The following is an 11405-nucleotide window of genomic DNA, read 5'->3' as shown; positions in this document are numbered from 1 at the left end:
GGGGATTGAGCCAAATAGCAGCGAGGTGATGGGTTATCGTTGGTGGCCGCAGGTCGAGCTGGAACAGGCGGTTGATTCTGCCCCCGAGCAGTTTACGGCCTGGTTCCCGCAGGTTTTGGCACGGACACTGGTTTGCTGAGGGTTTCTTCAGCAAGCGCATTTCTTTTACCTATGCAACGGGTATAAAAAAAGCTGTCGTCAGACAGCTTTTTTCATCAACGTCTTTTCGATTCAACAGCCGTTATTTACGTACCGCGATTGCTTCGATTTCAATTTTCACATCTTTTGGCAGACGTGCTACTTCAACACATGAACGTGCAGGATAAGGGGCGTTGTGCTCGTCGAAGAACTTGCCGTACACTTCGTTAACGGTTGCGAAGTCGTTCAGATCTTTTACAAAAACCGTCATCTTGACAATATCTGCAACTTTCAGGCCGGAAGATTCAACAACAGCTTTGACATTGTCCAGTGACTGACGTGCCTGCTCGGCAATATCTTCAGACACTTCACCTGTAACCGGGTTTACAGGGATCTGACCTGAAGTCAGAATCATGTTGCCTAGGTCAACACCTTGTACATAAGGGCCGATAGCTGCTGGAGCCTGATCTGTGTGTAGTACTTGAGTCATTGATTGTCCTTACTAAGTCATTCAGAACCTATGTTTAGGGCACTAGTTTGCAGCCCAAAACAGTTTAGGTCAAAGTATTTCCTGTTACTTGTAGCACGTAAGTAAGGTTAAGCCGGGATCCCTAATCGTGCTTTTACCACACGCTCGCATTGTTCAATGCGGTTAATGTCCTTCGGCGCAACCATTACCGTATCATTTCCACCCACGGTTCCCAGGATCTCGGCATGAGGCTGGATATCAATCAGACGGGCAACAAGCTGCGCGCCACCGGGATGGGTCTTGACCACGACCACGAGCTGGTTGTGGGTAATGAATTCGATCTGCGAGGAAATGGATGAACCAACCTGCACCGGTTCATTTTCGACCGTTAGGCAATAGACCTTTTTACCGTAGGCATTGGGTACCTTGGCAACGCCGAGTCGTGAGAGCAGACGGGAAACCGTCGACTGACTGACATCATCATATCCCATGTCAATCAAACGCTGGCGGATGTCGTCCTGGGTCGAAAAGCTTTGCTGCTGGAGCAGACGTTTGCAGGCTGTAGTGATGTTCTCATCAGATGAAAGTGCATCAATCGCGCCGTGTACATTGGATACATTCACGGGCAACTCCTTTGTTATTCTATAGGGTATTAAGATCGTATCTCTCTGTATTGCCCGCCTCGTTCCGACAAGGAAGTGCGTACTTCGGTTGCCATCTGCATGATGGTCTTCGGGGCAGGCATAACGCAAGTTATAATATAGCCATTGCATAATCTTGCATAAGCATCATAACAATAATGTGATTATGTTTTATTGACCCTAATCACCAAAATAAAAAGCCGATTTTTTCTGCTATATGACGAATTTTATTCCGCCATATTCGGTGTCAGTTACGGATTTTGAGGAACTTTTTTCTGTGGCTGTGAGGTTAGCTGGGTGCCGGCTTCCGGAGCGCCCCTGAGCCCGGAAAGTGCCTCGGCGCTGTTATCCGGGGCTGCCCTTTGGGCCGGCGACTGGAAGGTCGAGGAAATGGGTGTCCGGTAGGTTTCGAACGGTGACGAGCTCGCTGCAGCCGTATTGATTTCGCTATCGACAGGCGTTAACTGCTTGATACCTGTTTCTTGAAGTCCGTCCGGTGTGTCAGTAACGCTGGCAATGTCGATGACAGGGCGGTTGGGACGATTGAGATCGGTGACATATTGGGATACTTGAATAGAAGCAAGCGCCGGACTGGCCGAGGCGGTAGCAATACCGAGCGCATCAAGCCAGTCAAAAATAAGGGTCGCAGGGACAAACTGGCTGTAGCGGATAGCGGGGCGCAGGTTGCGCAGATCTTCCGGGTTATGGACGATGGCAACCGTGATCCCGGCAATCTCGCCGTCGGGGTTGAATACCGGACCTCCGCTCATTCCCGACATCACAGGGGCATCACTGAGCGAGTAGAGACAATCGGTATTGGTGTCGATGACATCCTGGAGGTATTTGCCTTCCCCTTTAATGCTGTTGCCAACTAGCGAATGGCCGTGATGGGAAACGGGTTGATCAGGATAGATCAGCCCCCAGGTCGGAATGTGATCCGATGAACGGCGGATGAGGGCGAGATCGCAATAGGGGTGATGAATGACATCAAAGTCCCAGGACAAGCGGGCAACATGTTTGGCGGTGATCATATACTCGTCGTTGACCGGAACGGCAGAGCCAAAACCACCGAGCAGGAGCGGAATTCCAATCATGACCATCTGATTGGCCTGGCTGCCCGGCGCCTGGCTGATCGGGCCATTGCTCATGATACAGCCTGACATCAAAGCAAGCGCCAGCGCACCTCCACTAAGCCTGGAGAATAGAGAATTGGAGTGCAAACCAAAATCTACAACACACTTCATGCCACTGCCCTTTGAAAGTCGATGAGTCCGGCAGTGGCATCGATAGAGATCGATAAAAGGATTTGCCCTGCCGATTTTTAATTGTGATTTTTCAAAGGTAGAGGTATTGGTAGGTGTCGATAGCACTAGAAATGAGAATAAAAAAACCGGCTCAGGGGTGAGCCGGTATTCTTAGTATTGATGCAGGAAAAGTCGTTTCTGAGGCAGTTTAGTTATGCTCGGTAACGATTTCACGTGAGAACACTTTCTCACAATATTTGCACTTCAGTTGCACATCGTCATTTTTGGTACGTACGCTAAAGCTGCTGTCGACCGGCTCACCGTGGGTAATGCAGTTGGTATTCGGGCATTTGAAAATGGCGTTGATTTGCTCGGGTAGCGACAGAGTCAGTTTTTTCACAACCTCGTAGTTTTCAATCTGGTTAACCGTGGCCTTAGGGGCGTAAAGAGCGAGCTGGTTGGCCTGATCTTCGTTGATGAAGGTGTTTTCAATCTTAATCAGATCCTTGGCACCTAATGCCGATGAAGGCAGGTTCAGGCCCACAGTGACACGCTGATTGGTTTTGTGCATCTTGAACAGCTTCAGCACCTTGATCCCTACGTTCGCCGGAATATGGTCGATAACAGAACCGTTCTTAATTGCTTCAACCTGTAGTTGAGTTTCCTTAGTCATAGCTGTCATCTCCTGATTAAAGTTCTTCGTTTAGTACAAGGGCTAGTAGGGCTTCACGTGCATACACACCGTTTTCTGCCTGCTGGAAGTAATAGGCATGCTTGGTCTTGTCGACATCAACCGTGATTTCATCGACACGTGGCAGTGGGTGCAGTACCTTCAGGTTATCGCGGGCTTCTGCCAGCATTTCTGCAGTCAGGATGTAGGCGGCCTTCATGTGGGCATATTCAGATTCGTCAAAACGCTCTTTCTGGACACGTGTCATGTACAGGATGTCCAGCTGAGGAATGACTTCTTCCATGCTGGTATGCAGGCTGTAGTTGATGCCGGCTTCGTCCAGCTCCTCGCAGATGTAATCTGGCATCGCCAGAATTTCAGGAGCGATGAAGAAGAAGTTGATGTTGTTGAATTTAGATAGTGCCTGCGTCAGAGAGTGAACGGTTCGGCCGTATTTCAAGTCGCCGACAAACGCGACGTTCAGGTTATCCAGGTGGCCTTGCGTTTCGAAGATACTGAACAAATCGAGTAGCGTCTGGGTTGGGTGCTGGTTGGCACCGTCACCACCGTTGACTACCGGTATACCGTTAGAGAATTCAGATGCCAGGCGTGCTGCACCTTCTTGCGGGTGGCGCATCACAAACGCATCGACATAAGATGAGATAACTTGTACCGAGTCTGCCAGCGTTTCGCCTTTTTTCGCCAGTGACGTGTTGCCGCCATTGTCAAAGCCGATCACCGTGCCTCCCAGACGCTGAACAGCCGTTTCAAATGACAGGCGGGTACGTGTTGACGGTTCAAAGAAGCAGCTAGCCACTACCTTGTTTTTAAGTAGTGTCGGATTTGGCTCTGCTTTTAGTTTTCCAGCAGTTTCAACAATAAGTTCAAGTTCACTTCGGTTTAGTTCCGGAATGGAGATGATGTGCTTTTGAAACAACGAGTTCGCCATGGCTTCTCTTCCCTATGATAGATAACTGATGAAATGTCTGCTCTCACGCAAAAAACAGACAAAAAAAAGCCCCCTAAATAAAGGAGGCTTTTTTTAAAAAATTGAAAAAACAGAAAAACGAAACCAGTGCCGATTTTCGGCGGTAGTATGTCAAGTTGTGCTTAACTGGCTGGTTCATTTTCTAACTCTGTTCTGACAAATTGCGAAGGATTATACGCCCATTTTTTGTGAGCGCAAGCGTTTGCGTAAAGTATTCATTTTGTGGGAATTTATGCATAAATGGCGACCTAAAGTCGGCAAGAAAAATGCATAATAACCTGCTGAAAAGAAAGGGCTTTATAAAGGCGATTTGTCAGTGGTGCGATGAAGGAAAATGCAAATGCCGCCCCGAAGGACGGCATTAATTATAAGAGCTTTAAGGTTTTCTACGTCAAATCTTTAAAACTCAAGAGAGCCGATTACTGACCCAGTGTAGCAACCATTACTGCTTTGATGGTGTGCATACGGTTTTCAGCTTCGTCGAATACGATAGAGTGCTTAGACTCAATCACTTCGTCTGTTACTTCTACGCCGTTAGCAAGTACTGGGTATTCTTTCGCTAGCTCTTTACCAACTGTAGTGTCTTCGCCATGGAAAGCTGGTAGGCAGTGCATGAATTTAACATGTGGGTTGCCAGTTGCTTTGATCATGTCCATGTTGACCTGGTAAGGAAGCATTAGGTTGATACGCTCAGCCCAAGCTTCTTTTGCTTCACCCATAGATACCCAAACATCAGTGTATAGGAAGTCACAGCCCTGAACGCCTTCTTGTACGTCTTCAGTCATGGTGATTTTCGCACCTGTTTCTGCTGCGATTTCCTGGCACTGAGCAACTAGCTCTTCTTCAGGCCAGAAAGCTTTTGGTGCAACCAGGCGGATGTCCATGCCCATTTTCGCTGCGCCAACCATTAGAGAGTTACCCATGTTGTTGCGAGCGTCGCCCAGGTAAGCGAAAGTCATTTCGTGTAGCTGCTTGCCACGGCCATGCTCTTGCATAGTCAGGAAGTCAGCCAGGATTTGAGTTGGGTGGAATTCGTCTGTCAGGCCGTTCCATACTGGAACACCTGCGTAAGCACCTAGCTCTTCAACGATTTCCTGGCCGAAACCGCGGTATTCGATGCCGTCATACATGCGACCCAGAACACGCGCAGTATCTTTCATAGATTCTTTGTGGCCAATTTGAGAGCCTGATGGGCCTAGGTAAGAAACTTTAGCGCCCTGGTCGTAGGCTGCTACTTCGAACGCACAGCGAGTACGAGTAGATGTTTTCTCGAAGATCAGTGCGATGTTCTTACCTGTTAGGCGTGGCTGCTCGTAACCGTTGTACTTGGCTTTTTTCAGCTCAGCAGAAAGCTCTAGCATGTGCTGAATTTCACGAGGAGTGAAGTCTAGTAGTTTAAGGAAGTTACGGTTGCGAAGATTAAAAGCCATGATGTTTTCCTCTTAAGAATCTGTATCTCTCTGGCCAGCTGACACTGCCTTTGGTTATGTTGGGCAGTGTGCAAGCCTGTATTATGTATTGTTTATCGTATTATGATGCTTTTGTGAATAACTATTCTGTTATTCTGCAACAATATTTGTTCCAGCTTCACCTTTCAGGATGCGTAGACCTGCTTCCAGTGAGCCGATACCAACCAATTTGCCGCCTTGTTTGATGAACTCGCAAGAGGCATCAATTTTTGGTCCCATAGAGCCTGCGTCGAACGCGTATTGCGACAACTCACGTGGTGTCGTGTTGCGCAGTGCTTTTTGGGTTGGCTTGCCCCAGTCAAGGAATACTGCATCTGCATCTGTCAGAATTAACAGTGCGTCTGCATTAAGTTGCTTGGCCAGGAACGCAGCTGACATGTCTTTGTCGATAACTGCTTCGACACCAACTAGCTTGCCGTCTTCTTTCTTCACTGGGATACCGCCGCCACCAGTACAAATTACCAGGTGCTGCTGTTTGATCAGTGCGGCAATCGCTTCGTCTTCGATAATGCCGGTAGGCTGAGGGCTTGGTACAACACGGCGGAAATACTGACCGTCCGGCTTCACTGTCCAGTGGTATTTTTCAGCCAGTTCACGCGCTTCAGCTTCTTGGTAAACAGGGCCGATAGGTTTTGTTGGGTCTGCAAATGCCGGGTCGTTTGGATCCACGCTCATTTGCGTAAGCATGCAGGAAACGTTCTGCTCAGGAAGCAGGTTTTTCAGTTCTTGCATTAGGATGTAGCCGATCATGCCTTGGGTTTCTGAGCCCAATACATCCAATGGGTATGGATTTACTTTTTTGTATTCCAGACCTTGTAGTGCCAGTAGGCCAACTTGCGGGCCGTTTCCGTGTACCAGCACGACGTTATATTCTTCCGCGATTTCCGCGATGGTTTTGGCTGCCGTAGCAATGTTCTGGCGCTGGATATCTGCTTCCAGTGGCTCGCCGCGACGTAGTAGGGCGTTACCACCAAGTGCAACAACAACAGTTTGCTTGGTCATGGGATCGTCTCTCTTGGTTTTGTGCTTTGTTGGCCGGTATTCGTTGGTACCGGCCATATTATGTTTGCTTAGCGTTTTCGCCTCGCACCTGAGCGATTGCCGCTCATGGTTTATTCAGGTTTAGATGCCGTCACGTTCGATTGGGCAGCTCATGCAGCGTGCGCCACCGCGGCCGCGGCCTAGTTCGTCACCTGGGATAGGTAGAACAGTGATACCGGCTTTGTCGTACTTCTCGTTGGTGTAAACGTTGCGCTCGTAACCGACAACCACACCAGGTTTCACTGTCAGTACGTTGTTCGCATCATTCCACTGCTCACGCTCTGCTTCGAAGCTATCACCACCAGTAGTGATAAGGTTCAGCTGACCCACACCCAGTGCTTTTTCGATAGCGGTAACGAAGTAGCCTTCTTCTTTCACGTTGACTGCGCCAGATTGGTCGCCAGTCAGGCTCCAGCATTTCACATCTTTGCGGACAACTTCTGGGTAAACAGAGAAGGTATCTTCACGCATGTGGGTCATTACTGTATCTAAGTGCATGCAAGAGCGGTGCTTAGGCAGCTCCATCGCGATAACTTGTTTCGCTTCGCCGTGCTTGAACAGGCTAGAAGCTAGTTGCTCAACACCCTGTGGGGTTGTGCGCTCAGACATACCGATAAGTACAGTGCCTTTACCGATAACCAGTACGTCACCGCCTTCGATAGTTGAGTTGTCATAGCTCTTCTCTTCGTCACCGAAGTACTTGATGAAGTCCTCGCCTGCGAAGGTTGGGTGCCAACGGTAGATAGCACGTAGGTGGTTGGTTTCACGCTGACGGGCTGGCTTCGCCATTGGGTTGATAGAAACACCGCCGTATACCCAGCAAGAAGTGTCACGGGTAAATAGGTGGTTTGGCAGTGGTTCGATAACGAAATCTGTTGGTGCGTGCATGCCCTGCATCATAGAAGATGACTGAACAGGCAGCTCAGAGTAGCTCAGACCACCAAGTAGGATTGATGCTAGCTCTTGGTTAGGAAGATCAGCCAGGAAGCAACGTACATCGTTGGCGAATGCCGGGCCGAAGCGGTAGTCAGAGATTTGAGTACCTAGTAGCCAGTCTTTTGCTTCTGGTACTGCAAGAGTTTCAGCCAGCATGTCACGAAGCAGGAAGACTTCAACACCTTGCTCGCGAAGTGTGTTGGCAAATACATCATGCTCTTCGCCAGCACGCTCAACTGCTAATACATCATCAAATAATAACTCATGGCAGTTTGAAGGAGTTAGGTGAGTTAGCGCACGCTCTGGACGATGAAGAAGTACGCGACGTAATTGACCTACTTCAGAACCTACATAGAACTTACTCATGATCGTATCTCTCTATTTTTATGTCAGTGTAATATCACCGACTTATTTGTTTTTTGGCGATAGTAATAAATAAAGTATTTAATCCATCGCGTCGTTTCTGTAATTAATTCTACTCTTTCGTTAATTACAGTCTTAGACATTTGTCACATTTTAATTATTATCATGGCAACTTAAGCACCTAGTTTTATTAACATAATTCATGCATTTGTAGCTTGTTTTCACTGCTGGGTTTTTATGTGGTGTTTGTGGGTTATGCATGGATTTTGATTGTTTAAGCTATTGTTTTTGTTGGTTTTTTATTTGTGGTTGGGAAATTTATGCAGTTTATTTTCAAGTTGTTCATGTATAAGGATACCGATCTTATGCAGTTTATATGGTTGTCTATCTAAAATAATCGCGTTTGTTACTTGGTCGATAACAAATATTTTTCCTTTTATTTTTTACAACGTCTTTTTTGTAGTTTTCATACAGCGTGATATTACATGGTTTTATTACTTTTTAGTGACGGTTTAATGCTTTTTATTATGGTGCGTTTAACCATTTTTTCTGTTTGCTATTCTATTTTTTGTTCTGATTTTATTTAGGTGGGTGATAAGTTATTAATTATTGTTGATGGATTTGGAATAAAGGCATGGTGGAAAGAAAATAATAATGGCCGGATGATTGTGTTTGACGTAATGAACGCATTTCAGGATGTTTTCGGGTCGTTGTTCTGAACGACAAAGAGGGTAACAAAGGGAGTAATAAAGGGGGGGACAGCTCTAAAGAAGGCACCGAGATAAAGAAAAATACAGAGGCAATGAAAGGAGCTGGGACAATGAAATATACTGGGACAACGAGAGGTACAGAGGCAATCAGAGAAGAATTCGTAGAAAGGAAAGTAACAAGAGGATGAGCAGGAAGAGTATTGAATAGAGCATAGGAGAAGGAACTGAAGGAAGGCGCGAGGTTAGAGCGAAAGGGGAATTGAAGCTGTCGTAAAGATAACTTAGGGAGGCAATACCTGCTCGCATGTTTAAGATGACACGGCATGAGCTGTGATTGTTGAGGACGATCTTGAAGCGGTGCTTGCTGGGCAGGTGATGAGAAAAGAGTCCGGACAGGATAGAAAAACCGCCCGAAGGCGGTTTTTGTCGAGAGTGTAAGGATGCCGGGGCAAATTACATCATTGCACCAACACTTAGCATTGCCATGATAAGTACTGTCAGAATACCAAGCAGTGGAGCGACCCATTTCACCCAGCGTACGTAAGGGACGCGAGCGATAGCCAGACCACCCATCACAACAGCTGATGTTGGTGTCATGAGGTTAACAATACCGGATGCAGACTGGTAAGCGGTTACTACCAAGTCACGGCTTACACCAGCAAAGTCAGCAAGCGGAGCCATGATAGGCATAGTCAATACTGCCAGGCCTGAAGATGAAGGTACTAGGAAAGATAGTAAGATTTCTAACCAGTACATCACGTTGATGAACACGATAGAAGACAGACCTGTAACTGCATGCTCTGCTGTGTTCAGGATAGTATCGGTGATCATACCGCGGTCCATGATTACCACGATACCACGTGCAATACCGATGATCAGTGCTACACCCAGTAGATCACGGGCACCGTCGATAAAGCTGGATGTTAGCTCTTCTTCACTCATGCGAGCAATCAGGCCGATGATGATAGTGGATGCCAGGAACATACCTGATATTTCAGCCATCCACCAACCTGCAACCGCAACGCCGTAGATCATGATACCGAAAGATGCGGCGAAGATAGCAAGGATGATTTTACGTGTAGTCGTGAACTCCAACATTTCGCTTGACTGGTTGCCAAGGAAGTGTGCTTTGTTTTCTTCGTACTTGTCGTATACAAGAGACTTGCTCTGGTCAGCGCGTACCATTTTTGCGTAACGCATAACGTAGGCAACACAGATTAGCCAACCTACTACTAACATTGCAACACGTAGCATGATGCCGTCAGTGAATGGGATGCCGGCTGCGTTTGCTGCGATTACTGTTGCGAATGGGTTAATCGTTGAGCCTAGGGTACCGATACCAGCACCAAGAAGAACGGTTGCAGCAGCGACAACAGGGTCGAAGCGCGCTGCCATCATCACAGGTACCAGCAGCGTGTAGAAAGGTAGTGATTCTTCTGCCATCCCGTAAATCGTACCGCCTGCGGCAAATAGTGCCATTAGGATCGGTATCATCATTTCTTCACGGCCTTTCAGTCGTGCTGTTACCCGCTCGATACCGGCGTCGATTGCACCGGTTTTGGTAACGAGACCAAGGAAGCCACCAATGACGAGGATGAATAGCGAAACATCAATCGCTGCAGCTTCGTACGAGTTATGGTCGTAGAAACCATCAATCGGTGCCAGCAGTACATCAACAACACCTTGAGGGTTATTCTCTACGGCTTGGTAAGTACCGGTGACCGGTACTTCTTTGCCTAGCTCTTCATTCATCACGCGGTCATATTGACCGGCTGGAACGATCCAGGTCATCAGTGCCACAAGGGCGATCAGGCCAAATAGAATGGTATAGGCCGAAGGGAATTTAAAGTTGGCAAAGAAGCCACCTTTTTCTTCTTTGTTTACGGTTTGCGTCGTCATTGTCGTCTCCTTGCCTTCATGGCTGTTGCCAGCACAAAGGGTCATTCTGTGTGCCAAACTTTTGCTTGGCATGACGGTGCTCCCTGAACAAGCTGTTCAGTGAAAAGTGGTATCAGCGGTTTGTGCAGTTAGCTATCGATAACAGTTGCTGACTGCGCTTTGATCATCCGTGCCCTACAGGGTTTGCTGGCAAGATGTCGTCGCTAAAGAGTGGTTTGGATTTGGCGTCAGGTAGTCGCGCCCAGTATCTGGCCTGTGGCGGTGATGAGCCGTCAGCATTTCGCTCTGGCTGGTATCACCGTTTGCCCAGGTCTGATAGGTGAGCGCTCCTCTGAGGCGGCGTTGCAAGGTGCGCCGTCGGCGCCCTGGCTCGGAGCCGGGATAGAACTTACTCATGATCGTATCTCTCGTATTTATTCGCTCTGCAGTCTTTGCTGCGAGTCAGTTTTTTTGTTTTGCGAGATGATTTTATGCTTCCCGAAAGGGTTTAACTTTGGTTTCGTTCACATTTTTTGGGGGCGATTATGCAGCAGGAGAATCATCAAATACGGTAATGAGGGTATTTTTCACCAATTAATGGGTGAATATGCTTTTACGCATTAAAATCATCGAAGAAATTTATGCATTCGGCAGCATCGCTCAAGTTAACAAGCCTATAAATAATGGTCTTCAATCGGCATTTTGCCCCTTGGTCGCTGTTTTGTTATGCGCTTTTTCCTATATAAAGTCGCACTCTTTTCATTCAGTAGAAGCGCATAAACGGGAATATTATGCAAATTTCTGAGCGGTTGCCGAATACGCAGAATCGACGCTTAGTTTGATAAAAATCAATTTTTA

At 47.5% G+C, this 11405-nt stretch carries 10 protein-coding genes; all 10 read right to left on the bottom strand.

What is annotated here, in order from left to right:
- Nucleotides 1-241: 241 nt before the first annotated feature.
- Complete coding sequence (locus MHN01_RS06670; RefSeq protein ID WP_075767067.1) at nucleotides 242-628, bottom strand: RidA family protein; 387 nt, start codon at nucleotides 626-628, stop codon at nucleotides 242-244.
- Nucleotides 629-735: 107 nt separating this feature from the next.
- Nucleotides 736-1230: an arginine repressor gene (locus MHN01_RS06665; protein ID WP_075767066.1), complete on the bottom strand. Its 495-nt coding sequence runs from the start codon at nucleotides 1228-1230 to the stop codon at nucleotides 736-738.
- Between the two features lie 269 nt (nucleotides 1231-1499).
- Nucleotides 1500-2492, bottom strand: a complete 993-nt coding sequence (locus MHN01_RS06660) for a S1C family serine protease (RefSeq protein WP_239410599.1) — start codon at nucleotides 2490-2492, stop codon at nucleotides 1500-1502.
- Between the two features lie 208 nt (nucleotides 2493-2700).
- Entirely contained in the window at nucleotides 2701-3165 is a 465-nt protein-coding gene (gene pyrI / locus MHN01_RS06655; RefSeq protein WP_239410598.1) for an aspartate carbamoyltransferase regulatory subunit, read from the bottom strand.
- Nucleotides 3166-3181: 16 nt separating this feature from the next.
- A complete protein-coding gene (pyrB, locus tag MHN01_RS06650) occupies nucleotides 3182-4111 on the bottom strand; it encodes an aspartate carbamoyltransferase (RefSeq protein WP_239410597.1) in 930 nt (309 codons plus the stop codon).
- 458 nt (nucleotides 4112-4569) lie between these two features.
- A complete protein-coding gene (locus tag MHN01_RS06645) occupies nucleotides 4570-5580 on the bottom strand; it encodes an ornithine carbamoyltransferase (protein WP_239410596.1) in 1011 nt (336 codons plus the stop codon).
- A gap of 129 nt (nucleotides 5581-5709) precedes the next feature.
- Entirely contained in the window at nucleotides 5710-6621 is a 912-nt protein-coding gene (arcC, locus tag MHN01_RS06640) for a carbamate kinase (protein WP_239410595.1), read from the bottom strand.
- Between the two features lie 120 nt (nucleotides 6622-6741).
- Nucleotides 6742-7962: an arginine deiminase gene (gene arcA, locus MHN01_RS06635; protein ID WP_239410594.1), complete on the bottom strand. Its 1221-nt coding sequence runs from the start codon at nucleotides 7960-7962 to the stop codon at nucleotides 6742-6744.
- Nucleotides 7963-9122: 1160 nt separating this feature from the next.
- Nucleotides 9123-10568, bottom strand: coding sequence for a YfcC family protein (locus tag MHN01_RS06630; protein ID WP_239410600.1), 1446 nt, complete (start codon nucleotides 10566-10568; stop codon nucleotides 9123-9125).
- A 174-nt stretch (nucleotides 10569-10742) separates the two neighbouring features.
- Complete coding sequence (locus MHN01_RS06625; RefSeq protein ID WP_239410593.1) at nucleotides 10743-10964, bottom strand: hypothetical protein; 222 nt, start codon at nucleotides 10962-10964, stop codon at nucleotides 10743-10745.
- Between the last annotated feature and the right edge of the window lie 441 nt (nucleotides 10965-11405).

The organism is Photobacterium sp. OFAV2-7 (assembly GCF_022347985.1).
Taxonomy (GTDB): domain Bacteria; phylum Pseudomonadota; class Gammaproteobacteria; order Enterobacterales; family Vibrionaceae; genus Photobacterium.
This window is presented reverse-complemented; position numbering and strand designations above follow the sequence as displayed.

Coding starts and splice junctions, on each gene's coding strand:
- arcC (WP_239410595.1), bottom strand. CDS start 6,621: ATGACCAAGCAAACTGTTGTTGTTGCACTTGGTGGTAACGCCCTACTA.
- MHN01_RS06645 (WP_239410596.1), bottom strand. CDS start 5,580: ATGGCTTTTAATCTTCGCAACCGTAACTTCCTTAAACTACTAGACTTC.
- MHN01_RS06630 (WP_239410600.1), bottom strand. CDS start 10,568: ATGACGACGCAAACCGTAAACAAAGAAGAAAAAGGTGGCTTCTTTGCC.
- MHN01_RS06660 (WP_239410599.1), bottom strand. CDS start 2,492: ATGAAGTGTGTTGTAGATTTTGGTTTGCACTCCAATTCTCTATTCTCC.
- pyrI (WP_239410598.1), bottom strand. CDS start 3,165: ATGACTAAGGAAACTCAACTACAGGTTGAAGCAATTAAGAACGGTTCT.
- pyrB (WP_239410597.1), bottom strand. CDS start 4,111: ATGGCGAACTCGTTGTTTCAAAAGCACATCATCTCCATTCCGGAACTA.
- MHN01_RS06670 (WP_075767067.1), bottom strand. CDS start 628: ATGACTCAAGTACTACACACAGATCAGGCTCCAGCAGCTATCGGCCCT.
- MHN01_RS06625 (WP_239410593.1), bottom strand. CDS start 10,964: ATGAGTAAGTTCTATCCCGGCTCCGAGCCAGGGCGCCGACGGCGCACC.
- arcA (WP_239410594.1), bottom strand. CDS start 7,962: ATGAGTAAGTTCTATGTAGGTTCTGAAGTAGGTCAATTACGTCGCGTA.